24 protein-coding genes, 1 tRNA gene and 1 pseudogene are annotated in these 23,815 nt (G+C 73.3%); 12 read left to right on the top strand and 14 right to left on the bottom strand.

Annotated features, from left to right (window positions below; genetic code table 11):
• Positions 1-710: 710 nt before the first annotated feature.
• A complete protein-coding gene (locus tag ACQEVC_RS15090; protein ID WP_432877492.1) occupies positions 711-1,016 on the bottom strand; it encodes a hypothetical protein in 306 nt (101 codons plus the stop codon).
• 55 nt (positions 1,017-1,071) lie between these two features.
• On the bottom strand, positions 1,072-1,953 hold the full coding sequence (mca, locus tag ACQEVC_RS15085; RefSeq protein WP_432877490.1) for a mycothiol conjugate amidase Mca: 882 nt from the start codon (positions 1,951-1,953) through the stop codon (positions 1,072-1,074).
• 210 nt (positions 1,954-2,163) lie between these two features.
• On the opposite strand from mca, the gene ACQEVC_RS15080 reads away from it, so the two are divergent.
• Both ACQEVC_RS15080 and greA read left to right on the top strand, forming a co-directional pair.
• On the top strand, positions 2,164-2,598 hold the full coding sequence (locus ACQEVC_RS15080) for a DUF4307 domain-containing protein (RefSeq protein ID WP_432877488.1): 435 nt from the start codon (positions 2,164-2,166) through the stop codon (positions 2,596-2,598).
• A gap of 240 nt (positions 2,599-2,838) precedes the next feature.
• Positions 2,839-3,336, top strand: a complete 498-nt coding sequence (gene greA / locus ACQEVC_RS15075; protein ID WP_318394682.1) for a transcription elongation factor GreA — start codon at positions 2,839-2,841, stop codon at positions 3,334-3,336.
• 78 nt (positions 3,337-3,414) lie between these two features.
• On the opposite strand, the gene ilvA is transcribed toward greA, so the two are convergent.
• The gene (gene ilvA / locus ACQEVC_RS15070; protein ID WP_432877485.1) at positions 3,415-4,635 is read right to left on the bottom strand and encodes a threonine ammonia-lyase; all 1,221 of its coding nucleotides are present in this window, start codon (positions 4,633-4,635) and stop codon (positions 3,415-3,417) included.
• A 221-nt stretch (positions 4,636-4,856) separates the two neighbouring features.
• Between ilvA and ACQEVC_RS15065 the strand changes: the two genes are divergently transcribed.
• Positions 4,857-6,752, top strand: coding sequence for a hypothetical protein (locus ACQEVC_RS15065; protein WP_432877483.1), 1,896 nt, complete (start codon positions 4,857-4,859; stop codon positions 6,750-6,752).
• Positions 6,753-7,018: 266 nt separating this feature from the next.
• Here ACQEVC_RS15065 and ACQEVC_RS15060 read toward each other — a convergent pair whose 3' ends face one another.
• Together ACQEVC_RS15060 and ACQEVC_RS15055 are read right to left on the bottom strand one after the other, a co-directional pair.
• Entirely contained in the window at positions 7,019-8,419 is a 1,401-nt protein-coding gene (locus ACQEVC_RS15060) for an amidase (protein WP_432877480.1), read from the bottom strand.
• 47 nt (positions 8,420-8,466) lie between these two features.
• The gene (locus tag ACQEVC_RS15055) at positions 8,467-9,609 is read right to left on the bottom strand and encodes a cystathionine gamma-synthase (protein WP_432877478.1); all 1,143 of its coding nucleotides are present in this window, start codon (positions 9,607-9,609) and stop codon (positions 8,467-8,469) included.
• A 23-nt stretch (positions 9,610-9,632) separates the two neighbouring features.
• Here ACQEVC_RS15055 and ACQEVC_RS15050 point away from each other — a divergent pair, with 23 nt between their 5' ends.
• The 3 genes from ACQEVC_RS15050 (at position 9,633) to ACQEVC_RS15040 (ending at position 12,263) form a co-directional block, all read left to right on the top strand.
• On the top strand, positions 9,633-10,061 hold the full coding sequence (locus ACQEVC_RS15050; RefSeq protein WP_432877475.1) for an HIT family protein: 429 nt from the start codon (positions 9,633-9,635) through the stop codon (positions 10,059-10,061).
• A gap of 179 nt (positions 10,062-10,240) precedes the next feature.
• Entirely contained in the window at positions 10,241-10,903 is a 663-nt protein-coding gene (gene msrA, locus ACQEVC_RS15045; RefSeq protein WP_432877472.1) for a peptide-methionine (S)-S-oxide reductase MsrA, read from the top strand.
• Between the two features lie 376 nt (positions 10,904-11,279).
• Positions 11,280-12,263 carry a ribonuclease Z gene (locus tag ACQEVC_RS15040; protein ID WP_432877469.1) on the top strand — a complete coding sequence of 328 codons (984 nt, stop codon included), beginning with the start codon at positions 11,280-11,282 and terminating at the stop codon, positions 12,261-12,263.
• Here the strand turns inward: ACQEVC_RS15040 and ACQEVC_RS15035 are convergent.
• The gene (locus ACQEVC_RS15035; RefSeq protein ID WP_432891408.1) at positions 12,223-12,552 is read right to left on the bottom strand and encodes an MmcQ/YjbR family DNA-binding protein; all 330 of its coding nucleotides are present in this window, start codon (positions 12,550-12,552) and stop codon (positions 12,223-12,225) included. The two genes, ACQEVC_RS15040 and ACQEVC_RS15035, sit on opposite strands and share 41 nt — an antisense overlap.
• Before the next feature lie 26 nt (positions 12,553-12,578).
• Between ACQEVC_RS15035 and ACQEVC_RS15030 the strand changes: the two genes are divergently transcribed.
• Positions 12,579-13,106: an N-acetyltransferase family protein gene (locus ACQEVC_RS15030; protein WP_432877467.1), complete on the top strand. Its 528-nt coding sequence runs from the start codon at positions 12,579-12,581 to the stop codon at positions 13,104-13,106.
• A gap of 110 nt (positions 13,107-13,216) precedes the next feature.
• On the top strand, positions 13,217-14,173 hold the full coding sequence (locus ACQEVC_RS15025) for a S1C family serine protease (RefSeq protein ID WP_432877465.1): 957 nt from the start codon (positions 13,217-13,219) through the stop codon (positions 14,171-14,173).
• Between the two features lie 88 nt (positions 14,174-14,261).
• Here ACQEVC_RS15025 and ACQEVC_RS15020 read toward each other — a convergent pair whose 3' ends face one another.
• Together ACQEVC_RS15020 and ACQEVC_RS15015 are read right to left on the bottom strand one after the other, a co-directional pair.
• The gene (locus ACQEVC_RS15020) at positions 14,262-15,638 is read right to left on the bottom strand and encodes a cystathionine beta-synthase (protein WP_432877463.1); all 1,377 of its coding nucleotides are present in this window, start codon (positions 15,636-15,638) and stop codon (positions 14,262-14,264) included.
• Between the two features lie 241 nt (positions 15,639-15,879).
• Complete coding sequence (locus ACQEVC_RS15015) at positions 15,880-16,239, bottom strand: YkvA family protein (protein WP_432877461.1); 360 nt, start codon at positions 16,237-16,239, stop codon at positions 15,880-15,882.
• Positions 16,240-16,464: 225 nt separating this feature from the next.
• Here ACQEVC_RS15015 and ACQEVC_RS15010 point away from each other — a divergent pair, with 225 nt between their 5' ends.
• Entirely contained in the window at positions 16,465-17,643 is a 1,179-nt protein-coding gene (locus ACQEVC_RS15010) for an SGNH/GDSL hydrolase family protein (RefSeq protein ID WP_432877458.1), read from the top strand.
• Positions 17,640-18,473 (top strand): SGNH/GDSL hydrolase family protein, encoded by an 834-nt coding sequence (locus ACQEVC_RS15005; protein ID WP_432877454.1) that lies wholly within the window; start codon positions 17,640-17,642, stop codon positions 18,471-18,473. The genes ACQEVC_RS15010 and ACQEVC_RS15005 overlap by 4 nt, the downstream gene beginning before the upstream one ends.
• Positions 18,474-18,528: 55 nt before the next feature.
• Here ACQEVC_RS15005 and ACQEVC_RS15000 read toward each other — a convergent pair whose 3' ends face one another.
• Positions 18,529-19,200, bottom strand: coding sequence for an NAD(P)-dependent oxidoreductase (locus tag ACQEVC_RS15000; protein WP_432877452.1), 672 nt, complete (start codon positions 19,198-19,200; stop codon positions 18,529-18,531).
• 169 nt (positions 19,201-19,369) lie between these two features.
• Here ACQEVC_RS15000 and ACQEVC_RS14995 point away from each other — a divergent pair, with 169 nt between their 5' ends.
• Both ACQEVC_RS14995 and ACQEVC_RS14990 read left to right on the top strand, forming a co-directional pair.
• Positions 19,370-20,092 (top strand): TetR/AcrR family transcriptional regulator, encoded by a 723-nt coding sequence (locus ACQEVC_RS14995; RefSeq protein WP_432877449.1) that lies wholly within the window; start codon positions 19,370-19,372, stop codon positions 20,090-20,092.
• A gap of 9 nt (positions 20,093-20,101) precedes the next feature.
• Positions 20,102-21,364, top strand: a complete 1,263-nt coding sequence (locus tag ACQEVC_RS14990; protein ID WP_432877446.1) for an acetyl-CoA C-acetyltransferase — start codon at positions 20,102-20,104, stop codon at positions 21,362-21,364.
• 93 nt (positions 21,365-21,457) lie between these two features.
• On the opposite strand, the gene ACQEVC_RS14985 is transcribed toward ACQEVC_RS14990, so the two are convergent.
• The 5 genes and pseudogenes from ACQEVC_RS14985 to ACQEVC_RS14965 all read right to left on the bottom strand — a co-directional run bounded on the left by ACQEVC_RS14985 (position 21,458) and on the right by ACQEVC_RS14965 (position 23,770).
• The gene (locus ACQEVC_RS14985) at positions 21,458-21,799 is read right to left on the bottom strand and encodes a hypothetical protein (RefSeq protein ID WP_432877443.1); all 342 of its coding nucleotides are present in this window, start codon (positions 21,797-21,799) and stop codon (positions 21,458-21,460) included.
• Positions 21,727-22,185 (bottom strand): Bax inhibitor-1/YccA family membrane protein, encoded by a 459-nt coding sequence (locus ACQEVC_RS14980; RefSeq protein WP_432877441.1) that lies wholly within the window; start codon positions 22,183-22,185, stop codon positions 21,727-21,729. Before ACQEVC_RS14980 ends, ACQEVC_RS14985 begins: the two co-directional genes overlap by 73 nt.
• A gap of 31 nt (positions 22,186-22,216) precedes the next feature.
• A pseudogene (locus ACQEVC_RS14975) lies at positions 22,217-22,600 on the bottom strand (Bax inhibitor-1/YccA family membrane protein); the annotation flags it as partial.
• Positions 22,601-22,711: 111 nt separating this feature from the next.
• Positions 22,712-23,533 carry a Bax inhibitor-1/YccA family protein gene (locus ACQEVC_RS14970; protein WP_432877438.1) on the bottom strand — a complete coding sequence of 274 codons (822 nt, stop codon included), beginning with the start codon at positions 23,531-23,533 and terminating at the stop codon, positions 22,712-22,714.
• Between the two features lie 156 nt (positions 23,534-23,689).
• Positions 23,690-23,770: transfer RNA gene (locus tag ACQEVC_RS14965), tRNA-Leu, on the bottom strand.
• Between the last annotated feature and the right edge of the window lie 45 nt (positions 23,771-23,815).

The raw sequence follows: 23,815 nt of genomic DNA, 5'->3' as shown, positions 1-23,815 counted from the left end.
GGGCGTCAGGTCGGCGACGAGGATCGTCCCCAGCACGTCCGGGAGCGGCGTGCCGAGCACTCCAGCGACGGTCAACGCGACCGCGACGGCCAGCGCGACGGAGACGGCCAGCGAGGCGGCGGAGTGTACGACGTCGAGCGCGGAGCGCCGGTCCACGAAGATCGTCAGCAGCGTCCAGGCCAGCACCGCACCCAGCAGGGCGGCGGCCGGCAGCCAGCCGGGGGGCACCAGGGAGAGGCCGATGATGAACGACGCCTCGCCCCAGGTGACACTGACCCGGCCCGAACCGACCCGGAACCGCAACCGGAAGAGCTGCGCCGTCGCCATCACGGCGGTGGCGATGCCGAGCCGGGCCACCACCGGCAGCGGGCCGTCGGCGGGCAGGTCGGTGGGGATGAGCAGGCCGGCCACGGCGAGGGTCACCGCGACGGACAGGGCGATGAAGGTGAGCGCCCGCACCCGACGGGGTGCCGACGCGATGCCGACCAGAGCGAGGAAACGCCCAGACCGACGGCCGGACGTCACGGATCGCCGCCGTTCGTCGGCGACCGCTTCGCGATCCGGCCGTGCCGCAACCGGCGCTGGGCGTCGGGTCTGGTTCTCATCGGCGCCCCCTCCCGCGCACGGTGCGGGGACTTTTGGTCCCCCGGCGGAAGGCTAAGCCAATCCGATTGAGCGCAACAGGGGGCGCCTGGCCGGATTAGCGTGAATCATGGCGCGGACTGGCTGTTCCGGTCCTGCTGGGGGGTATTGGGAGCGCTTCCACCAGATTCCTCCGCCGCGGACCCGTCGGCAGACGTCTCCGCGGCGCCCGGCTCGGTCGCCGACGGCTCGTCGTCCCGTTGGTGGGGGAAGCGGTCCGGCAGCCGACGCAACCGGGCGTTCATGTTACGGATGAGCAGAACGGTGGCGATAGCCAGTACGGTGATCAGGAAGAGACCCATCGGTCCGGCCAGGCCACCGGTCCGGGTGTCACCGAAGTTGTTCTCCGCGAGCACCTGCGCAGCGGTAAGCATGACTGGAAATCCTCCGATGTGGTGGCCTACCCCCTTACGGTACGCCTGTCTCCGCTCACCGGACCTGCGCGGTCTCCCGTACCCCGGCGAAGAGGTCCGACTCGGGCAGCGGGCTGTCGACCACCGAGCGGACCAGTTCGAAGTCCTCCGTCGGCCAGGCCTGCTGCTGCAACTCCATCGGCACGTGGAACCAGAAGCCGTCCGGGTCGACCTGGGTGGCGTGGGCGCGCAGCGCGTCGTCGCGGACCGGGAAGTAGTCGGCGCACTCGACCCGGGTGGTGATCCTCGGGCCCTTGTCCGGCCGGTCCTCCCAGCGCTCCAGCCACTCGGCGTACGGCGACTCCGCGCCGCGGGCGAGCATCGCCTCGTGCAGCGCCATGATCTTGGCCTTGGAGAAGCCGATGTCGTAGTAGAGCTTCAACGGCTGCCACGGCGCACCCAGCTCCGGGAAGCGCTCCGGGTCGCCGGCCGCGTCGAACGCCGCCACGCTGACCTTGTGGCACATGATGTGGTCGGGGTGCGGGTAGCCGCCGTCCTCGTCGTAGGTGGTGACGACGTGCGGGCGGAACTCGCGCATCAGCCGGACCAGCGGCGCGGCCGCGACCTCGACGTCCTGGAGCGCGAAGCAGCCCTCGGGCAGCGGGGGCAGCGGATCGCCCTCCGGCAGCCCCGAGTCGACGAAGCCGAGCCACGCCTGCTCGACACCGAGGATCGCCCGGGCGGCGTCCATCTCGGCCCGGCGGATCTCGGCGATGTCGGCCCAGACGTCCGGCCGGTCCAGCTTCGGATTGAGGACGCTGCCCCGCTCGCCGCCCGTGCACGTGACGACGAGGACCTGCACGCCTTCGGCGACGTATTTCGCCATGGTCGCGGCGCCCTTGCTCGACTCGTCGTCGGGATGGGCGTGCACGGCCATCAGACGTAGCTGCTCTGCCAACTCAGGTGCTCCCTCGTGATGCCCGGGCCGGGCTCGGCCCCCGTCCCCCTGAACGCCCACCCTCCGCCGACCCGGGAGCCGCCCCCCGAGGGCCGGCCCGCGATCCGGCCGGTCGTGGACCTGCCAGACCCGGCCCGGTTGTCGACTGAGATGATGGGCGTACCCATTCTTGCCGATGCCACCGACAACCGTCCCAGGAGATACCCGCCGGTGCCCGAGACGCCCGCCACACCCGTACCGACCGCCCCGGTGTTCCCACCCGGCCGGTACGGCCACCGCCGCGCACACCGGCGCCGTCGTCCCTGGGTCTCGGCGCTGCTGGCGGTCGCCCTGCTCGCGGTGCTGGGGGCGGTCTCCTACCGTCTCTACCGGCAGTACGGCGACCCGAACTACGACGCCCAGGTGATCACGTACACCGAGATCACCGAGAGCCAACTGGTGCTCGACTTCCGGGTGACCGTGCCGGCCGGCAGCTCGGCGACCTGCGTACTCCGGGCCCGCTCCAAGGACGGTGCGGAGGTCGCCCGCGAGGAGGTACGGGTGACCGCCGAGCCGGGGCAGCGGCACGTCACGGCCCGGCACCGGCTGGCCACCACGGCCCGGCCGATCCTCGGCGAGGTGCTCCGCTGCCGCCCGGCCGGCTGAGCGCCCCGGCCCGCCCGCCGCGCCGGCTGACCACCCCGACCCGCCCGGCCGGCTGAGCACCCGCCGGCGCCCGCCGAGGCGCTCCGGGGAGCGTCCGCCGGACACCGCCGCGGGCCTGGCCGGAACGGCTGCGACGCCCTGGCCAGCACCGCACAGCGATAAATGACGTGGCGTCCGGTGTGTAGCGCACTGGTAACTTGGTAATTCGTCCCTGTCCACGACTACCCGAGGAGATCGTCTGTGTCCACGACCGACCGCGAGGCAGCCACCTGGCTGTCGCAGGAGGCCTACGACCGGCTGCAGGCGGAGCTCAACGAGCTGATCGCCGGGCGGCCGGCGATCGCCGCGGAGATCAACGCCCGGCGCGAAGAGGGTGACCTCAGGGAGAACGGCGGTTACCACGCTGCCCGGGAGGAACAGGGCAAGCAGGAAGCTCGGATCCGTCAACTGCAGGAACTGCTCCGTACCGCCCAGGTGGGCGAGGCGCCGACCGCGGACGTGGTGGCGCCGGGCTGCGTCGTCACGATCCACTTCGACGACGACACCGACGACACCGAGACCTTCCTGCTCGGTTCCCGGGAGATCGCGGCGACCACCGACCTGACCGTCTACAGCCCGGAGTCGGCGCTCGGCAAGTCCATCCTCGGCGCCCGGCCCGGCCAGACCGTCACCTACACGGCGCCCAGCGGCGCGGAGATCAAGGTGACCGTGGTCCGGTTCGAGGCGTACGGCGGCTGACGGCGGCGACCCGCCGGAGTCGATCGGCCCGAGATCCGACCCACCCGGCCATCGGCACTGACGTCCGACCCAGCCGGCTCAGCCCGGCTGGGCGACGTCGACCTGGTAACCGCAGCCGCGCAGCGCGCTGATCAGCCGGTCGGAGTGCTCGGCGCCCCGGGTCTCCACCGAGAGCGCCACCTCCACCTCGCCGAGCCGCAGGTGCGGGTTCTGCCGCTGGTGCACCACGTCGACCACGTTGCCCCGGTGCTCGGCGATCAGGCCCAGCAGCGAGGCAAGCTGGCCGGGCCGGTCCGCGCAGCGCACGGTGATCCGCAGGAACCGGCCGGCCGAGGCGAGCCCGTGCTCGATCACCCGCAGCATCAGCAGCGGGTCGATGTTGCCGCCGGAGAGCACCGCCACCACCGGCGGGTCCACGGCGACCGCTCCGGACAGCAGCGCCGCCACCCCGGCCGCCCCGGCCGGCTCCACCACCTGCTTGCCCCGTTCCAGCAGCAGCAGCAGGGCCCGGGAGATGTCCTCGTCCGGCACCGTGACGATCTCGTCCACCAGCTTGCTGACGTGCGCGAAGGTGACCTCACCGGGCCGGCCGACCGCGATGCCGTCGGCGATGGTGGCGTATCCGGACAGGCGTACCGGCTCGCCGGCCCGCAGCGACGCGGGGAACGCGGCCGCCCCGGCGGCCTGCACCCCGATCACCCGTACGTCCGGGCGGAGCGCCTTGGTGGCCACCGCGATCCCGGAGATCAGTCCCCCGCCGCCGACCCCGGCGACGATGGTCCGCACCTCCGGGCACTGCTCCAGGATCTCCAGCGCCACCGTGCCCTGCCCGGCGATCACGTCCGGGTGGTCGAACGGATGGATGAAGACCGCCCCGGTACGGTTCGCGAAGTCCTCCGCCGCGACCAGTGACTCGTCGACGGTGTTGCCGACCAACTCGACCCGGGCGCCGTACCCCTTGGTCGCCGCCACCTTCGGCAGTGGCGCGCCCACCGGCATGAAGACCGTGGCGGCGGCGCCGAGCAGCCCGGCGGCGAGCGCCACCCCCTGGGCGTGGTTGCCGGCGCTGGCCGCCACCACCCCCCGGTCGCGCTCCGCCGCCGAGAGCCGGGCGATCCGGACGTACGCGCCCCGGACCTTGTACGACCCGGCCCGTTGCACGTGCTCGCACTTCAGCCAGACCGGTCCGCCCAGCGCGGCGGAGAGCGGCCGGGACGGCTCCAGCGGAGTGGCCCGGACGACCCCGGCGAGCAGCTCGCGGGCGGCGGTGACCTCGGCGAGTCCGACCAGCTCCGTCATGCCCCAGATCGTCGCATCCCGGCTCCGGAACGCTCCGGTCGGCGGTGCCGGCGTGCCGGAGGTCACCTCGCGGCCCGATCCGGGCGCCGGTCACTCCCCCGGCCGGGCCCCGTTCGACGGTTGCCGGTGCGTCCTATCCTCGCTCGTGCCGTTCGTTCCGACGGCGTCGCTTCCGCCCGGGTACCGGTGGAGCCGACCAAGCCCGGAAACGGAGTCCCGAGATGTCTGCCGGCACCGAGCGCGATCCCGAGACGGGTCCGGAGCGCGATCCCGAGACGGGTCCGGCGCGGTTCCCCGAGGCGGGATCGGAGGCGGGCCGCCCGGAGCCGCCGCCGCTGCCCCGGCGGGACGTCGTCCGGCTGTGGCTGGCGGCCGAGCCGGACGGCGGACCGGAGTGGCTGGTGCGCAACCGGAAGGCGGTCGCCCTCGCCACCGGGCTCGCCCTCTGGGCGGTGTTCGTGGTCGTCATACCGGTCGCGCCCTGCACGGCGGCGGCACCGTGCGGCCCGGACCGGGTGGGCAACATGATCGTCGGACTGGTCGGCAGCGCTCCGCTGCTCGCCCTGGTCCGGCTGGAGTTCGCGGCCGTGGCGACCGGCACGACGCTGGTCACCACCCTCGGGTACGAACTGACCCAGGCGGAGCACCTGCCACCGTGGTTCTACCTGCTGCTCGTCGCGTACGCGGTCGGGTGCGGGCTGCTGGCCCGGCGCGGCGGCAGTCCGGCACGGTACCGCTCCGGGCTGCGGCAGTGGCGCGAACGGGCCGAACGGGCGGTGCCGGCTCGGCCCTCCCGGCTGCCCCGGCCCCGGCTCGGCCCCGCGGTCGCCGCCATGGTGCTGCTGGTCGCCGCGCTGGCGCTGGCCGGCGGGAGCAGCCTGCGGCAGAGCCAGGTCGACGCCCAGCAGCGCAGCGGGGAGGTGGTCACCGCGACCGTCCGGTCCCATCCGACGTGGGGGGTGGTCGAACTCGTCTTCCTCGACGGTCGGCCGGTCGAGGTCGTCTCCGTCGCGGACTCCGCCGACTATCCGGTCGGCTCGACGGTCCGGATCGCCCTGGACGACGCCGGCCTGCGGCAGCTCGTCAGCGAGCCGTACGACCTGACGCCCTGGCTGGCCCTGGCGGTGCTCCTCGGTGCGACCGGGCTCGGCCTGAGCTGGCGGGTGGCCGGCAGCGCGCTCGCCGGGCGCCGGTTCTTCCGGCGGCCGCAGCCGGTCAGCACCGTCCGGGTGCACCAGGCCGTCGACCGGGTCTACGTCTACGCCGGAACGGGTCCGGACGTGCTGCCGGTGGCCGAGATCGAGGTCCGTGAGGACCTCACCCCGACGATCGGCCGGGAACCCGGCCGGGCGGTGCTGCACGGCGTGCCCGTACCCGGGCAGTGGTGCACGGTGACCGTCGACGGCCGAACCCTCTCGCCGACCCGTCCCGTGCTGCCGCCCGAGCCGACCGCACCCTGGGTGACGAACCGGCGCCGCGGTGCGCTCCCGCTGCTCCGGCGCGGCCCGGTCCCGTCGTACCTGCCGGGCCGGCACCCGGCCGTCGACCGGGACGCCTGGCCCAGGCTGAACTGGGTCGGCAACAGCCTCTTCGTGGCACTTCTGCTCGGCGCGGTCGTCGCCGGTACCGCGCTCAGCGAACCGCTGCTGCGCCGCCTGGCGTACGCGGCCTGCACCGTCGAGGAGTGCTCGACCGCCGCCCTGGCGTTGACCGGCTGGACCCTGGTCGGGCTGCCGCTGCTGCTGATCGGGGTCACCTACGCCGTCCTGCCGCGCGGCAGCCACTCGGCGCTCGGGATCACCGCCGTGGCCCTGGTCGCGCTCGCCACCGGCCTCAGCATCGCCTACCCGGCCGGGGGATACGCCGCCCTGCGGATGTCCCACCCCGAGCTGCTGCTGCTCTACCCCGGCGTACTGGCCGGGCTGGGCGCGCTGCTGCTCGGCCGGGCGGTCGGCCGGGTCGGCACCACCGGTGCGCGAGGGCGCCCGGACGCCGCCCGACCTACCGGCTGGTTCGACCGGGTACGGGCCGGCGGCCGGCTTCCCCTGGTCGCGACGGCCGTCCTGCAACTTCCGGCCCTGCTCGTCGGGCTACTCGGTGCGCTGATCATCCCCTGACCGGCCCGGGTGCCCCCGCACGACCCGCACCGGCCAGATCCGATCCGGGCGGGCAGTAATCCGGGCGGGCAGTAATCCGGGCGTCGAGGACACCACCGTCGGGCAGGGCACGGCGGTGATCCGGACGGGCGGTGATCCGGGCGGCCGACCCGCGTGGGGCGGACCCGACCCCCGCCCGGGCGGACCGATCCAGGCGTGCGGTCCGGTCCGGGCGGGCCGGGTTTGCGGGCCGGGTAGGGCAGGCGGGTCGGGCCGATCGGGCCAGTTCAGCCGGCCGGGGTCGGCACCCGGGGCCAGTCCGGCGCGTGCCGGCGCCACGGACCGGCCAGCTCGAACTGCCCGGCCACGCCGAGCAGCAGCAGCTCCGATCCGGGCGGGCCGACCAGTTGCGCCCCGACCGGCAGCCCGTCCGGGCGCAGCCCGACCGGAACCACCAGCGAGGGCAGCCCGGCGAAGTTCCACGGCCCGGCGTACGGCGCATAGCGGATGCAGGTCAGCAGGTTGGACCGCCACGAGCGGCCGGCCCAGCCGAGGGCCGGCGGTGGGGCGCTGGCCAGCGCCGGGGTGAGCAGCAGGTCGACCGAGTGGTCGCCGAAGAAGTTGATGCTCCGCTCCCGCCACCGCGTGCGGTCCTGCTCGCGTACCAGGCCACGGCGCTGGGCCCAGACGCCGAGGGCGGCGTGCCGGCGGCTGCGCCGTTGCAGGGTGCGCGGATCCAGGCCGGCCGCCTCGACCTCGCCCGCCGCCGCCGCCAGCCAGGTGGCGATGCCGCGCAGCCCCAGCGAGGTGGGATAGACCGGGTCGACCGAGACGGTGTCGTGTCCGGCCACCGCCAGCAGCTTGGCGGCGGCGGCCACCGCGTCCCGGTTGGGCTGGTCCGGGCGTACCCCGGAGACCGGCGAGCGGAGCGACACGGCGACCCGCAGCCGCTCCGGCGGTACCAGCTTGTCCGGGCGCCGCCCGGCGAGCACCGCGAAGCCGACCGCGGCGTCCGCCACGGTGGTGGCCAGGATGCCCTGCTCGGCGAGGCCGTACCAGTCGTTGGCGCCGATCTGGCACGGTACGACGCCCCGGCCGGGCTTGAGCCCGACCAGCCCGCAGCAGGCGGCCGGGATCCGGATCGAGCCGAGCCCGTCGTTGCCGTGCGCGATCGGCACCATTCCGGAGGCCACTGCCGCCGCCGAGCCGCCGGACGAGCCGCCCGGGGTGCGGTCGGTCGCCCACGGGTTACGGGTCACCGCCGTCTCGTCGTCGGTGAACCCGAAGAGCCCGAGTTCGGGCATCCGGGTCACCCCGACGATCACCGCTCCGGCGCCGCGCAGCCGGCGGACCACCTCGTGGTCGTCCTCGGCGACCGGGGTACGCGCGGCCGCCGACCCGTTCCAGATCGGCAGCCCCGCCACGGCGGTGTTCTCCTTGACCGCGACCGGCACCCCGGCCAGCGGCAGGTTCGCCAGGTCGTCCTGCTCGTCGACCTTCTCCGCCTCGACGATCGCCTCGCCGCCCCGCACCACCCGGAACGCGGACAGCTCGCGGTCCGTCCGGTCGATGTGGTCGAGGTGGTCCGCCACCACCTGGGTGGCGGAGGCGTCCCCACGACGGACGGCCCGGGCGATCTGTTTCGCGGTCGCGCCCACCCAATTCGGCATGATGTCCTGCACGGCCACCTCCCCATCGGCTTGTCCGCAGCGCCGTCCGGGCGGCCGGACAGCGGTCAGCCGAGCGCCTGCTCCAGGTCTGCGAGTAGGTCGTCGGCGGTCTCGATGCCGACAGACAGTCGCACGAGATCGGCGGGAACTTCAAGCGGCGAGCCGGCGGCACTTGCGTGTGTCATCCGGCCCGGATGTTCGATCAGCGACTCGACCCCGCCCAGCGACTCGGCGAGTACGAAGAGTTTCGCCCGGTCACAGATCTGTACGGCGTGCTCCTCCCCGCCGGCCGCCCGGAAGGAGATCATGCCGCCGAACCGCCGCATCTGCTTCGCCGCGACCTCGTGTCCGGGGTGCTCCGGCAGGCCCGGGTAGAGCACCTGGGCCACCGACCGGTGCCCGTGCAGATAGTCGGCGATCCGCTCGGCGTTGTCGCAGTGCCGGTCCATCCGTACGCCGAGGGTCTTGACCCCGCGCAGGGTCAGCCAGGCGTCGAACGGCCCGTTCACCGCGCCCATCGCGTTCTGGTGGTAGCGCAGCTCCTCGCCGAGCGCGGCGCTGGCCGCGACGAGGGCGCCACCGACCACGTCGGAGTGCCCGCCGACGTACTTGGTGGTCGAGTGCACCACCACGTCCGCGCCGAGCGCGATCGGCTGCTGGAGGTACGGCGAGGCGAACGTGTTGTCGACCACCAGCAGCGCGTCGATGTCGCTGGCCAGCGAGGCGAGCCCGGCGATGTCGGCGATCCCGAGCAGCGGGTTGGTGGGGGTCTCCACCCAGATCACCTTCGTCTGGCCGGGACGGACCGCCGCCCGGACGGCGTCGACGTCGGAGATCCGGGCGGCCGTCCAGGTCAGCCCCCAGCGCTCGGCGACCCGGGCGAAGAGCCGGAACGTGCCGCCGTACGCGTCGTCCGGGATCACCACGTGGTCGCCGGGCCGGCAGACGGTACGCAGCAGGGTGTCCTCGGCGGCCAGCCCGCTGGCGAAGGTCAGCCCGACCGGGCCGCCCTCCAGCGCGGCCAGGCAGTCCTGCAACGCGTCCCGGGTCGGGTTGGCCGACCTGCTGTACTCGTAGCCGAGCCGGGGCGCGCCGACGGCGTCCTGGGCGTACGTGCTGGTCTGGTATATCGGCGGCACCACCGCCCCGGTGCGGGGCTCCGGCTCCTGGCCGGCGTGGATGGCGAGTGTCTCGAAGCCGTGACTCATTTGCATGAGGCTAGCCTGCACTGGTGGCGGGGTGCGTGTTCTGCGGGATCGTGGCGGGTGCGGCGGCGTTCCGGGTGGTCGACTCCCCTGACGGGGTGGCCTTCCTCGACGTCCGCCCGGTCTTCAAGGGGCACCTGCTGGTGGTGCCGCGCGCGCACGTCGAGACGCTGGGCGAGCTGTCGGACGAGGCCCTGCCGGGCTACTTCCGGCTGGTCCAGCGGCTGGCCCTGGCCGTCGAGACCGGGCTGGGCGCGGGTGGGACGTTCGTGGCGATGAACAACCGGGTGTCCCAGTCCGTGCCGCACCTGCACACCCACGTCGTACCGAGGACCAAGGGCGACGGGCTGCGCGGCTTCTTCTGGCCCCGCACGAAGTACGCCTCGGACACCGAGGCCGCGTCGTACGCCGACCGGATCGCCGCCGCGCTCAAGGACGGGCCGGTGACGGAGTAGCCGCCGCCGGTGCGCTCCGCTCGACGCGGGTCCGGCGGCGGTGGTACGCGACGGCGACCGCCAGCAGCAGCGACCCCCAGGCCACCAGTGGAGGAGGCGGGGGTGGTGGAGGCCGGGGCGGGTAAGGATCCTGGTGCGTGCCGCGTTGCACCCGGCAGAGGTACGAAAGGAGTTCCATCGTGTTCCTACGGCGTATCAATGCCGAGCTGCCCACCCCCGACCAGGCCCTGCCCGGCCGGCTGATCGCGATGCCGATCTCCGACCGGCACGAGGTGCTCGGTACCCCGCTGCGGGGACCGTGGCCCGAGGGTGCCCAGGTCGCCGTCTTCGGGATGGGCTGTTTCTGGGGAGCCGAGCGGCTGTTCTGGACGCTGCCCGGGGTGATTTCCACCTCCGCGGGCTATGCGGGCGGTTACACCCGGAACCCGACGTACGAGGAGGTCTGCTCGGGCCGGACCGGGCACGCCGAGGTGGTCCAGGTGGTCTACGACCCCTCGAAGATCGGCTACGAGGACCTGCTCAAGGTCTTCTGGGAGAACCACGACCCGACCCAGGGGATGCGGCAGGGCAACGACGTCGGCACGCAGTACCGCTCCGCGATCTACACCACCACCGACGAGCAGGCGGCGATCGCCCGGTCCTCCCGGGAGGCGTTCGCGCCGATCGTGGCGCGGGCCGGGCACGGCGAGATCACCACGGAGATCGCCGAGCTGGGGACCTACTACTACGCCGAGGACTACCACCAGCAGTACCTGGCGCCGACCAAGAACCCGAACGGCTACTGCAACCACGGGCCGAACGGGATGACCTGCCCGGTCGGCGTGGCCCGCACCGGCGCGTAGCAACCGGGCGGGGACCGGCCCGTACCGCGAGAGTGTGGCCAAAAACCGTTGCCGGGGTCGACCGGGGATGGATAGCGTGGCCGTACACGGGAAGGGAGGTGGTCCAAGCTTTGTATAGCAATGGGACTCGTGAGGTGGCTGTCCGCTAGCCGCTGTCCTTGACAGTTTCGGTGTCCGCCGCAGGCGGGCAGTTGCAAGTCGTCGAGACCGTGTGGCAGCGGTGCGGCGAATCCACGACAGCCACCCGACCCCCGGGGCGCGCCGGCCAAAGTCCAGCCGGCCTTCGCGTGACGAGTCTCACGCGGAACCCCGGGGGTCGACCATTTCTCCCGTCGACCGCCACCCGCCGTCGACCGGTACCCCCGGAAGGCCCGCCGTGTCCGTACGTGAGCTGGCGGTGCTGGGCACGGCCAGCCAGGTGCCGACCCGGCACCGCAACCACAACGGGTACGTGCTGCGCTGGGACCGTGAGGTGATCCTCTTCGATCCCGGCGAGGGCACCCAGCGGCAGATGATGTTCGCCGGCATCCCGGCCGGCGACCTGACCCGGATCTGCGTCACGCACTTCCACGGCGACCACTGCCTCGGCCTGCCCGGCGTGGTCCAGCGGCTCTCGCTGGACCGGGTGCCGCATCCGGTCGACGCGCACTATCCGGGCGGCGACGCGCACTTCTTCGCCCGACTGCGGCACGCCAGCTCCTTCTACGAGACCGCCGAGCTGCGCGAACTGCCGGTGCTCCGGGACGGCCAGACCTTCGAGACCTCCGCCGGCACGTTGCTCGCCCGCCGGCTCCGGCACCCGGTCGAGACGTACGGCTACCGGCTGGTCGAGCCGGACGAACGCCGGATGCTGCCGGACCGGCTGGCGGCGTACGGGATCCGGGGGCCGGCGATCGGCGAGCTGATCCGGGCCGGTCACGTCCACGTGGCCGGGCGGCGGGTGACGCTCGCCGAGGTGAGCGCGCCGCGTCCCGGCCAGCGGTTCGGTTTCGTGATGGACACCGGGCTCTGCGACGGGGTCTTCGAGCTGGCCGACCGGGCCGACCTGTTGGTGATCGAGTCGACGTTCCTGACCGAGGACGCGGCGCTCGCCGCCGAGGTCGGGCACCTGACTGCGGCCCAGGCCGCCCGGGTGGCGGCCGAGTCCGGGGTACGCCGGCTCGTACTGACCCACTTCTCCCAGCGCTACGGTCCGACGTCCCGGGCCGGGGTGCCGCCGGCCGCCGAGCGCTTCGCGGCCGAGGCCCGGGAGCACTTCGACGGTGACCTGGTGGTCGCCGAGGATCTGGTCCGGGTGGCGGTGCCGCCCCGGGCGCCGGTCAGCGCGGCAGCGTCGCCGCCAGCCGCTTCGGCGCCCTGATCCGCCAGGACTCGGTGAGCAGTTCGCTCAGCTCGACCGGGTCAGCGGTGTCGAGCGCGACCACCACCATCGGATAGTTGGTGTAGTGCGCCGGCACGGTGTAGGTCTGCGGCGCCGCCGCGAGCAGCGCCTCCCGCTCGTGCGTGAAGATCGCGATCCGCTCGCCGTCCTCCAGCAGCCGGACGAAGAGCTTGCCCCGGATCTTGCAGGCCGGTGTCCCGTATGAGATGCCCTGTTCCACCTCGGGTAGCACCGACACCAGATCACACACTCTGTCCCAGGTGACCATGTCGGCCACGTTACTACGATCAACTCATGACCCTCACGTTGCGCCCGGCGGTCGCCGCCGACCTGATGGCCGTCGGAGATCTCCAGAACCGGTCGCGCGCGGCGGCCTACCGGGACATCGTCCCGGCGGACGCGCTGGCCGCCGAGACCGGCGAGATGATGGGTCGGTACTGGACGGAGCGCTGGGCCTACGAGCGGGACACCCACCTGATGACGGTGGCGGAACGGGACGGCCGGCTGGTCGGCTTCAGCTATCTCGGGCCGCACGATCCGGCCGAACCGGACTCGGCCGGCCCGAACGTCGGCGAGCTGTACGCGATCCACCTGGACCCGGCCGAGCAGGGCCGCGGGTCGGGCCGGACCCTGATGGTCGACGCGCTGGCCAAGCTGCGCGCCCGGGGCTGGCGCCGGGCGGTGCTCTGGGTACTCGTCGCCAACGCGCACGCCCGGGACTTCTACGCCCGGGGCGGCTGGCTGCCGGACGGCGCCGAGCGGGAGGGCGCCATCGGCTCCGTGCTGACCCCGCAGATCCGCTACGCCCGCAACCTGCCCTGAGCCGGGCGGTCACGCCGGCGGAGAATTTCGCTCTGGGCGCGGCGGAGAATTTCGCTCTGGGCGCAGCGGTGCCGGGGATCGACCGGGGTCGTGCCGGCGTTGACCGGCACATGAGCACCGAAAGACTCGAACCGGAGCGCGCCGAACGGGCCGCTCTGGACGCGTACTCGCAGGTGGTGACCGGGGTGGCGGCCCGGGTGCTGCCGAGCGTGGCCGCGCTGGCCGTACGCGGGCCGCGCGGTGCGGGAGCCGGTTCGGCGGTGACCTTCACCGACGACGGGTTCCTGCTCACCAGCGCACACGTGGTGGACGGGGCGACCGGCGGGCTGGCCACCTTCGGCGACGGCGCCGAGGCCCGGTTCGACGTGGTCGGCACCGATCCCCTCTCCGACCTGGCCGTACTCCGGGTCCGGGCCACCAGCGCGCCGCCCGCCGAACTCGGCGACGCCGACCCGCTGCGGATCGGGCAGCTCGTGGTGGCGCTCGGCAACCCGATGGGGCTGGCCGGCTCGGTAACCGCCGGGGTGGTCTCCGGGCTGGGCCGGTCGCTGCCGGCCCGGGACGGCCGGGTCGTCCGGCTGATCGAGGACGTCATCCAGACCGACGCCGCGCTCAACCCCGGCAACTCCGGTGGGGCGCTGGCCGACGCGGCCGGCCGGGTGGTCGGGATCAACACCGCCGTCGCCGGGTACGGCCTCGGCCTGGCGGTGCCGATCAACTCCACCACCCGGCAGATCATCGGCGACCTGGTGAACACCGGACGGGTCCGCCGGGCCTGGCTGGGTGTCGCCGGGGTGCCCGTACCGCTGCCGCCGCCCGTGGCCGAGCGCACCGGTCAGCAGCGCGGGCTGCGGGTGGTGGAGGTGGTCCCGGAGAGCCCGGCCGGGGTCGCCGGGATCTACCTCGGTGACGTCATCATCTCGGCCGGCGGCCGGCCGGTGGCGAACGGGCAGAGCCTGCAACGGCTGATGCTCGGCCCGGCCATCGGCAGCCGGCTGCCGATGACCCTGCTGCGCCGGGGCGCCTTCGTCGACGTGATCGCGGTACCGGCCGAGCTGACCCGGTGACGGCCGACGTGAGCACGGTGCCGGCCGAGCTGACCGGGTGCCGGACGACGTGATCGCGGTACCGGCCGACGTGCCGGCCCGGTGAGAGTCAGCGCGGAGAGGCGCCCAGGTGGGCCAGCAGGTCCTGCCGGGTGAGTACGCCCTTCGGCTTGCCGTCCACGAGCACCAGCGCGGCGTCGGACTTCTCCAGCAGCCCCACCGCCTCGCTGACCGGCTGCCCGCCGCCGATCATCGGCAGCGGCGGCCCCATGTGCCGCTCGATGGTGTCGTGCAACTTCGCCTGGCCGGTGAAGAGCGCGTCCAGCAGGTCCCGTTCGGCGATCGAGCCGGCGACCTCGCCGGTCACCACCGGCGGCTCCGCCTTGAGCACCGGGAGCTGGGAGACCGCGTATTCCCGCATGTAGTCGACGGCGTCCCGGACCGTCTCGGTCGGGTGCACGTGCACCAGTTCCGGAATGCCGTTCGGCTTGCTGTTCAGCGCGTCGGCCACGGTCGGCTCGGTGGCGCTGGTGTCCATGAAGCCGTACCGGGCCATCCACTCGTCGTCGAAGATCTTGGACAGGTAGCCCCGGCCGCCGTCCGGCAGCAGCACCACCACCACGTCGTCCGGGCCGGCCTGCCGGGCCACCTCCAGGGCGGCGGCCACCGCCATCCCGCAGGAGCCGCCGACCAGCAGCCCCTCCTCCCGAGCGAGTCGCCGGGTCAGCTCGAAGGAGGTCTTGTCGGAGACCTTCACGATCTCGTCGCAGATGCCCCGGTCGTACGTCTCCGGCCAGAAGTCCTCGCCGACCCCCTCGACCAGGTACGGCCGGCCGGTGCCGCCGGAGTAGACCGAGCCCTCCGGGTCGGCGCCGATGATCCGTACCGCCCCGCCGGAGACCTCCTTGAGGTAGCGGCCGGTGCCGGAGATGGTGCCACCGGTGCCGACCCCGGCCACGAAGTGCGTGATCCGGCCGCCGGTCTGCTCCCACAGCTCCGGACCGGTGGTCTCGTAGTGCGAGCGCGGGTTCGCCGGGTTGGCGTACTGGTTGGGCTTCCAGGCGCCCGGGATCTCCCGGGTCAGCCGGTCCGAGACGTTGTAGTAGGAGCGGGGGTCCTCCGGGGCGACCGCCGTCGGGCAGACCACCACCTCGGCCCCGTACGCCCGCAACACGTTCTGCTTGTCCTCGCTGACCTTGTCGGGGCAGACGAAGACGCACTTGTAGCCGCGCATCTGGGCCACCAGGGCCAACCCGACGCCGGTGTTTCCGCTGGTCGGCTCGACGATGGTGCCGCCGGGCCCCAGCAGCCCGGCCTGCTCCGCCTCCTCGACCATCCGCAGCGCGATGCGGTCCTTGACCGAGCCGCCCGGGTTGAAGTACTCGACCTTGGCGAGCACGGTCGCCGAGATGCCGGCGGTCACCTGCCGGAGTCGGACCAGCGGGGTGTCACCGATCAGCTCGATGACGTTGTCGTAGTAGCGCACGACGTTGTGCCCTTCTCGGTGCTCGCCGGCCGGACGGCACTGGCCGGGCACAGGGTCGGTGCTGGTGGCGTGCGGTCGGGGCGAAGGATGGTGGGTTCTCCCGCCAGCGTACGTGCCGCCGGCCCGACCCGTGGCCGGGGTTCCCCGGCCCGGACGGCGGGAGGGCCGGCGGCCCGCCGAAGCCGGTCCGGCCGGTGGCCGGGAGCGTCAGCGGGCCGACGGGCTGCACCTCCGGGAGGGGTCAGTGCACCACCCGGCCGGGAATCACGGAGTCCCGGCGGGCCTCCCAGGTGAGGAAGCGTTCGGTCTCGGCGAGTACCGCACCGGCCAGCCAGGTCACCATGACCGCGTCGTCGGCCAGACCGAAGATCAGCAGGGTCAGCTCGGGCAGCACGTCGACCGGGGACAGCACGTACGCGGTCGCGGCGGTCATCAGGGCGAGCCGCAGCCCGCCGTCGTACTCACCCCGGGCGGTCGCCGCGATCATGCGGGGCAGGGCGGCGATCCGCTTGCCCAGCGAGGGCCCGCCCCGGGAGCCGGCGGTCAGTGCCCGGAACAACGCCCTGAAGGCGGCAGTTCGTCGAATTGTCTTGGTGGCCATGTCCGCGCCCTCCTCTGGATTCATGATGCATCCGAACGCAACCGACCGCTCGTCGAGAAATTCGGTCGGAAACGGGAAAACGCCGGAAAGTCGGCGGTGAAGCGGCGCTGGCCGGGTACCCGACCGCCACCCTCGGCGCTGGCGGGACGCTGACAGCGCGGGGTGGGCGACCGGGGTTAATCTCGAAGGTCGCGAGGGGTACGGCGTGACAGGTGGGGAGCCCTGATGAGTCCGGCCGGATCGATGCGGCGACAGCGGTCGCGGCAGCGGAACCTGGCGTCGCGGTGGCAGCCACGGCGCTCGGCGTGGCAGCACCAGGCGGCGCGGCGCGCAGAGTCGGCCCAGCGGGAGCGGTCGGTATGGCCGGTCGCCCGGCGGGTGGCCAAGGCGACGGCCCTGGGAGTGGGGCTGACCGCGCTCACCACCGCCGCCGGTTACGGGCTGCTGCTCGGGCAGGCCCGGCAGGCCCGCCGGGTGATCCCGCTGGCCGAGGCACCGCCGCCGCGCGGTGACGGCGTCTACGGCGCCAAGTTCCCGGGCGAGCCGATCACGATGGTGATCCTGGGTGATTCGTCCGCCGCCGGCTACGGGGTGCACCGGCCCCGGGAGACGCCCGGGGCGCTGCTCGCCACCGGCACCTCCCGCCGGCTGCGCCGGCCGGTCCGGCTGTACCGGTTCGCCGTGGTCGGCTGCCTCTCGGCGGGGCTGCGTCCGCAGGTCGACGCGGCGCTGGAACGCGAGCCGGACCTGGCGGTGATCCTGATCGGCGGCAACGACGTGACGAACCGTACCCCGCACGCGGTGGCGGTCCGCTACCTCGTCGAGGCGGTACGCGAGCTGCGGGCCGCCGGCGCCCAGGTGGTGGTCGGCACCTGCCCCGACCTCGGCGCGATCCAGCCGATCAAGCCGCCGCTGCGCTGGCTGGCCCGGCGGTGGAGCCGGCAACTGGCCGCCGCGCAGACCGTGGCGGTGGTCGAGGCCGGTGGGTTGACGGTCTCCCTGGGCGACCTGCTCGGTCCCCGGTTCGCCGCCGAACCCACCCGGATGTTCGCCTGGGACCACTTCCACCCGTCCGCCGAGGGGTACGCGATCGCGGCGGCGGCGCTGCTGCCGACCGTACTGGCCGCGCTCGGCGCCGGCCCCGAACGGCGCCCGTCGCTCGTCGGCGACCAGGGCGTACGGTCGCTGCCGGCGGCGGCCCACGAGGCGGCCCGGCACGCCGGTACGGAGGTCCGGGGTGTCCGGGTCGGTGGCCACGAGCACGGCCCCGGCGGGCGGTGGGCGCAGCTCCGCCGCCGTGGGGCCTGGTTCGGCCACCCCCGGACGGGAGAGACTGGAGGCCCACCGGAGACACCGGCACCGCTGGACGAGGCGACGACCTCCACAGTAGAGGAACGAGCATGACGGGACTCGACACGACGAGCGGCACGGCGACGTACGGGGTGGCGACCCGGATCGCCCGGGGGGCCGCGGTCACGCTGCTCGCCAGTACGGTCGGCGGGATCGCCCTATTGGCCGGCGAGGCGTTCGTGGCCCGCAGCCGCCGGTACGCCCGCCCGGAGCTGGGCCTGGCCCTGCGCTCCACGGTCGGCCGGGTCGGCGCGCCGCCGCTGCGGCTGGTCCTGCTCGGCGACTCGGCCGCGCTGGGGGTCGGGGTGGACCGGGCCGACGACACGGTCGGCGGGCAGCTCGCGCGGCTGCTCTCCGAGGGAGCCGGGCCGACCGGCGGCGGTGAGCGCCAGGTCTGGCTCTCCAGCGTCGGCGTCTCCGGCTCCCGCTCCACCGACCTGGCGACGCAGGTGGCCCGGGCACTGCTCGGCGAGCGCCCGGACGTCGCGGTGATCCTGGTCGGCGCGAACGACGTGATGGGGCTGCGCCGGCCGGGCGAGGCGGCGGCGTACCTCGGCGCTGCCGTGCGCCGGCTGCGCGGTGCCCAGGTCCGGGTGGTGGTCGGCACCTGTCCCGACCTCGGCGCGGTCCGGGCCATCGCACCGCCGTTGCGGCAGGTCGCCGGCTGGCTGGGCCGGCAGACCGCCCGGGCGCAGGCCGTCGCCGTGATCGAGGCCGGCGGCACGGTGGTGGACCTCGCCGCCGAGACCGGCGCGGTGTTCCGGGCCGACGCCGGCACGCTCTGCCACGACGGCTACCACCCGTCGGCCGACGGCTACCGGGTCTGGGCGCACGCCCTGCTCCCGGCGGTGGCCCGGGCCGCCGCCGGGACCCGGCAGAGCTAGTCCCGCCCGCCGCCGGCACCCCCGCGGCGGGGGTTCCGCCCGCCCCGGCCGGAGGTCAGGTGGCGACTGCGACCGCCTGCCGGATCGTCTCCGGCTGTTCGAGCGCCCGCAGCATGCAGTGCGCGACGTCGGCGCGCGGCACGACCATCCCGCCCCGGACACTCCGCCCGTACGCCGTCCGGTAGACGCCGGTCAACGGCTTGTCGGTCAGCCGGGGCGGCCGTACGACGGTCCAGTCCAGGTCGCTGTCCCGGAGCAGTTCCTCCATCACCGCCAGGTCGAGGTAGTGCTTCCGGAGCACGGTCTTGATGATCGGACCCAGCAGGTATCGCAGCAGCGGCCCCTCACCCGGGTCGGGTGGCGGTTTCGGGCGGCCCGGAGCGGCGATGGTGGAGAGCGGGGCGGCGCTGACCACTACGAGCCGGCGTACGCCCCGGGCCCGCATCGCGGTGACGATCTCGCGGGTGCCCCGGGAGGCGACCCCGCTGTCGGCCATCGACCGGGGGCCCAGACCGGACAGCACCCCGTCGGCCTTGTCGACGGCGTCGGCCAGTACCGCCGGATCGGGGTTGGAGAGGTCGGCCGTGACCACCCGGATGCCGTCGGGCTCGCCGGCCAGGCTCGCCGGGCTGCGTACCACCGCTGTCACGTCGTGGCCGGCGGCTACGGCCTGCCGGAGCAGGTGCCGGCCGATCCCGCCACTGGCCGCGAAGACCGTGAGTTTCATGTCGCTCTCAACTCCCAGGGGTTAGTGAGTGCTCACTTACCTTTAGAGTAGTGAGCACTCACCACCTGTCAAGCGAGCCGACCGACCACCGGTTCAGAGCGAACCGACCGACCACCGGTTCAGAGCGAACCGACCGACCATCTGCGAAGCAGTCGACGGAACGAGGGCGATGACCACGAAAAGTCGAGGCGAGGCGACCAGGGAGCGCATCCTGGCCGCCGCCTCCACCGTGATCCGGGAACAGGGCCTGGCGCACACCACGACGAAGGAGATCGCCCGGGTCGCCGGCTGTTCCGAGGCCACCCTCTACAAGCACTTCACCGGCAAGGAGGAGTTGTTCCTCGCCGTGATGCGGATCAGGCTCGCCCCGTTCATCGGGCTGATGATCCGGTTGCCGGACCAGGCGGGCAGCGGCACCGTACCGGGGCGGTTGACCGACCTCGGCCACGAGATGCTCGGGGTCTATTCCGAGTCGGGTCAGCTCGCGATGGCGCTGTTCGCCGAACCGGTGCTGCTCGACCGGCAGCGCGAGCTGTTCCGCCAGACGGGCGCCGGCCCGCAGCATGCCAACGCCCAACTCGCCGAGTACCTCCGGCGGGAGCGGGAACTCGGCCGGATCGCTGCGACGGCCGACCCGGTGGCGCTGGCCAACCTCTTCCTCGGGGCCTGCTTCTACCGGGCCTTCCTGGTCGCCTTCCTCGGTCCGGCCGGGCACCAGCTCCTCGACCACGATCCCGAGCGGTTCGTCGGGGAACTGGTCGCCGCCATCCCGTACGGCCCCGGACCGGCCAGCGCGGACGCGAGCCCGGCAGCGGCCTCCGGACCGGGCCGCGCACCGAGCGGATCGACAGCGGGCGTGCCCACTGGTGACCACGGGGCCGAAGCGGGTTAACGTTGGTTCATGCCGACCGCGTCCCCCCGCGAAGCCGTTATCGTCGCGACCGCCCGCTCCCCGATCGGCCGAGCCCACAAGGGCTCCCTGCGCGAGCTGCGCGCGGACGACCTGGCCGCAACCATCGTGCAGGCCGCGCTCGACAAGATCCCGCAGCTCGACCCGGCCCAGATCGACGACCTCTATCTCGGCTGCGGGCTGCCCGGTGGCGAGCAGGGCTTCAACATGGCCCGGGTGGTGGCCACGCTGCTCGGCCTGGACACGGTGCCCGGAGCCACCCTCACCCGGTACTGCGCCTCCTCGTTGCAGACCACCCGGATGGCGTTCCACGCGATCCGGGCCGGTGAGGGTGACGTCTTCGTCTCGGCGGGCGTCGAGTGCGTCTCCCGGTACGTCCGGGGCAACTCCGACACGCTCCCGCCCGAGGCGCAGGAACTCGTCGGCGGCGGCTGGCAGAACCCACGGTTCGACGCGGCCCGGGCCCGCTCGGCGGCCCGCACCGAGGCCGGCGCGCCGGTCTGGACCGACCCCCGGCTCGACGGTGGGCTGCCGGACATCTATCTGACCATGGGGCAGACCGCGGAGAACCTCGCCCAGGCGTACGACGTGACCCGGGCCGACATGGACGAGTTCGGCGTACGCAGCCAGAACCTCGCGGAGAAGGCCATCGCCGACGGCTTCTGGGCCCGGGAGATCACCCCGGTCACCCTTCCCTCCGGCGAGTGGGTGGACTCCGACGACGGACCACGCCCGGGGGTGACCCTGGAGGGGGTGGCCGGGCTGAAGCCGGTCTTCCGCCCCGACGGCCGGATCACCGCCGGCAACTGCTGCCCGCTCAACGACGGCGCGGCGGCGGTGGTCGTGATAAGTGCGGAACGGGCCCGCGAGCTGGAGATCACTCCGCTGGCCCGGATCGTCTCCACCGGAGTGACCGCGCTCTCCCCGGAGATCATGGGGCTCGGTCCGGTCGAGGCGTCCCGGCAGGCGTTGCGACGCGCCGGGATGACCATCGACGACGTCGACCTGGTCGAGATCAACGAGGCGTTCGCCGCCCAGGTGATCCCGTCGTACCGGCAGCTCGACATCCCGCTGGAGAAGCTCAACGTGATGGGCGGGGCGATCGCGGTCGGGCACCCGTTCGGGATGACCGGCGCCCGGATCACCGGCACCCTGCTCAACGCTCTGGACTGGCACGACCGGACCGTCGGTCTGGAGACAATGTGCGTGGGCGGTGGCCAGGGCATGGCGATGGTGCTGGAGCGGCTGAGCTGAGCCGACCGGCCAGGCCCGGCCGAGGTCGAGCGGCCCGCCTCGGCGCCGGTGGGCCACGGTCCGCACCCGGCGCCGCCGCGCGGCGGCGAACGGTCAGAGCGCCTGGCGGACGGTCGCCACCTCGTCGGCCGCGCCGGCCAGCACCGGCGTCGGCGGGCCCGCGGCGACCAGGTCCGCCACCACCACCCGGAGCTGGTCGGGCAGGGCCAGGTCGTTCTCCAACCGGGGTACCGGCCGCCGTGGCTCTCCGGCCGCGTCCGCGCCCAGGTCGGCCAGGAGCTGGACGAGCCGGTGCACCAGGTCGGCCCGGGCCGGCCCGCCGGACGGGCCCGGTGCCGCCCAGCGTGGCGGGGTCCAGTGCCCTACCTGGCGGACGAGCAGGTCGAGCTGGCGGACCAGCGACTCGGCGGGGCGGGCGGGTTCGGGCGCGTCCATCGCGGCGAGTCTACGGTCGGCTCAGCGGCGTACGTAGCTGAGCAAACGGAGGATCTGCCAGTAGAGGAAGACAGGCCGGCCAGTAGTCCGAACGCGCAGAACCAGGCGTACCGGGCCGGCAGTCCGTCCCGCACCCCCCGCTGCACCAGGTCGAAGTCGAGGATGAAGGTCAGCGCGCCGACGGTGATGCAGACCAGCGCGAAGACGTACGGCAGCCAGCCGACCTTGCTGCCGGTGCTGTAGACCACCAGGGCCTGCTGACCGGCGATCAGGTAGACGGCGAGGTTGACCAGACTCAGCACCACCACCCCGATCAGCGCCCCGACCACCAGTCGGGTGAACCGGGGGCTGGCCCGGAGCACCCGCAGCCCGTAGAGCAGCGCCATCCCGACGAAGACCCCGAAAGGTGCCGACGACGGCCTGCACCACGATGCCGGGGTAGACCGCCTCGAAGCCCCGGCTGGCGACGCCGAGCAGCACTCCCTGGAGCACCGCGTACCCGCCGATCAGGATCGGGTTGGTGAGCCGCCGGAACGAGATCACCAGGGCCAGCACCAGCCCGGCCAGCGCCGAGCCGAGCGCGGCCGGGGCGGCCCAGCCGTCGGTCACGTACGTCCAGGCGACCGTCCCGGTGGCACCGGTCAGCAGCAGCAGGCCGACGGTCCGCACCACCACGTCGTCGATCGTCATCGGCCGGGCGGCCCCGGTGCCGAGGACCTGGCGTTCCACCCGGGCGGTGTCGTCCAGCCGGGTCAGCACCGGGTTCGCGCTCCGCACGCCCGATGCTAACAAAGCAGACATTTACCCCGCCGCCAACCCGAGCTCGAAACGGCGGACGCCCGCCCCCGGAAGTCGGGGAACGGGCGCCGCGGGTTGGCCGGCGCGCGGGTCGCGCCGGTCACGGGACGAGGGTCAGTCGTCGCCCTGGAAGTAACTCAGCAACCGCAGGATCTCGATGTAGAGCCAGACCAGGCTGACCAGGATGCCGAAGGCGGCAGTCCAGGAGTAGCGGCGCGGCAGGCCCATCCGCACGCCCTCTTCGACCTCGTGGAAGCTGAGGATGAAGCTGAGCGAGGCGATCACGATGCAGATCAGGCTGAACCCGATGGCGACCGGGCCACCGCTGCGCAGCCCGGTGTCGACGCCGAAGAGCGCCAGCACGAAGTTGATCAGAATGACCGCGAAGATGCCGAGGGTCGCCGCGATCACGCCGCGGATGAATTTCGGCGTCGCCCGGATGGCCTTGGCCTTGTAGAGCCCGGCCATCAGGAAGAAGACCCCGAAGGTGGCGATGACCGCCTGGAGGACGATGCCCTGGTAACCGGCGATGACCTCGAAGAACTTGCTGACCATGCCGACGAAGACGCCTTCGACGACGGCGTAGGTGACGACCAGTGCCGGGTTGGCGATCCGCATGAACGAGATCACCAGGCCGAGCACCAGCCCGACGACGGCGGCGCCGATCCAGGCCGCGCCGACGAGCGCGTCGGGAACCAGCACCCAGGCCAACGCGGCGGAGAGCCCGGTGATGCCGAGCAGGGTGACCGTCTTGACGACGACGTCGTCGATGGACATCGGCGTTACGGTGGGCGGCGCGGCCGGGTAGCCCGCGTCCGTCGGGTACGGCTGCCCGTAGCCGGGCTGTCCGTATGCGCCGGCCGGGGCGTAACCCGCGGCCCGCTCCCGCTCGGCCGCCTGGCCGAGTCGGGCCAGCACCGGATTGGACGTCTTCACTTTGTCAAGCCTCCTGGAAAGGTCGGTGCACAGTGCCCGTGCCCTATCCAGGGTAATGCTCCCTGGCGACGTTGTGGAGATCCACGTCACTCGGCCACCCGCCGGAGGGGTCCGGCCGGTCGGCAGCGGGGCTCGGCCGGTCGCCAGCGCGGATCGTGCCCGGGGCGGGGGTCGAACCCGCACGCCTTGCGGCAGCCGCTTTTAAGGCGGCCGTGTCTGCCTTTCCACCACCCGGGCAGGCGCCGAATTTCATCGGTCCTGGTGCCTGCCACGGTAGCGGGT

The sequence above is a fragment of the Plantactinospora sp. CA-294935 genome (genome assembly GCF_050936445.1).
In the GTDB taxonomy this organism is placed as follows: Bacteria; Actinomycetota; Actinomycetes; order Mycobacteriales; family Micromonosporaceae; genus Plantactinospora.
This window is presented reverse-complemented; position numbering and strand designations above follow the sequence as displayed.

Coding starts and splice junctions, on each gene's coding strand:
- ACQEVC_RS14990 (WP_432877446.1), top strand. CDS start 20,102: ATGCCGACCGCGTCCCCCCGCGAAGCCGTTATCGTCGCGACCGCCCGC.
- ACQEVC_RS15090 (WP_432877492.1), bottom strand. CDS start 1,016: ATGCTTACCGCTGCGCAGGTGCTCGCGGAGAACAACTTCGGTGACACC.
- ACQEVC_RS15030 (WP_432877467.1), top strand. CDS start 12,579: ATGACCCTCACGTTGCGCCCGGCGGTCGCCGCCGACCTGATGGCCGTC.
- ACQEVC_RS15010 (WP_432877458.1), top strand. CDS start 16,465: ATGAGTCCGGCCGGATCGATGCGGCGACAGCGGTCGCGGCAGCGGAAC.
- ACQEVC_RS14985 (WP_432877443.1), bottom strand. CDS start 21,799: ATGGACGCGCCCGAACCCGCCCGCCCCGCCGAGTCGCTGGTCCGCCAG.
- ACQEVC_RS15035 (WP_432891408.1), bottom strand. CDS start 12,552: ATGGTCACCTGGGACAGAGTGTGTGATCTGGTGTCGGTGCTACCCGAG.
- ACQEVC_RS15025 (WP_432877465.1), top strand. CDS start 13,217: ATGAGCACCGAAAGACTCGAACCGGAGCGCGCCGAACGGGCCGCTCTG.
- ilvA (WP_432877485.1), bottom strand. CDS start 4,635: ATGACGGAGCTGGTCGGACTCGCCGAGGTCACCGCCGCCCGCGAGCTG.
- ACQEVC_RS14995 (WP_432877449.1), top strand. CDS start 19,370: ATGACCACGAAAAGTCGAGGCGAGGCGACCAGGGAGCGCATCCTGGCC.
- ACQEVC_RS14980 (WP_432877441.1), bottom strand. CDS start 22,185: ATGGCGCTGCTCTACGGGCTGCGGGTGCTCCGGGCCAGCCCCCGGTTC.
- ACQEVC_RS15000 (WP_432877452.1), bottom strand. CDS start 19,200: ATGAAACTCACGGTCTTCGCGGCCAGTGGCGGGATCGGCCGGCACCTG.
- ACQEVC_RS15055 (WP_432877478.1), bottom strand. CDS start 9,609: ATGAGTCACGGCTTCGAGACACTCGCCATCCACGCCGGCCAGGAGCCG.
- ACQEVC_RS15015 (WP_432877461.1), bottom strand. CDS start 16,239: ATGGCCACCAAGACAATTCGACGAACTGCCGCCTTCAGGGCGTTGTTC.
- ACQEVC_RS15065 (WP_432877483.1), top strand. CDS start 4,857: ATGTCTGCCGGCACCGAGCGCGATCCCGAGACGGGTCCGGAGCGCGAT.
- ACQEVC_RS15005 (WP_432877454.1), top strand. CDS start 17,640: ATGACGGGACTCGACACGACGAGCGGCACGGCGACGTACGGGGTGGCG.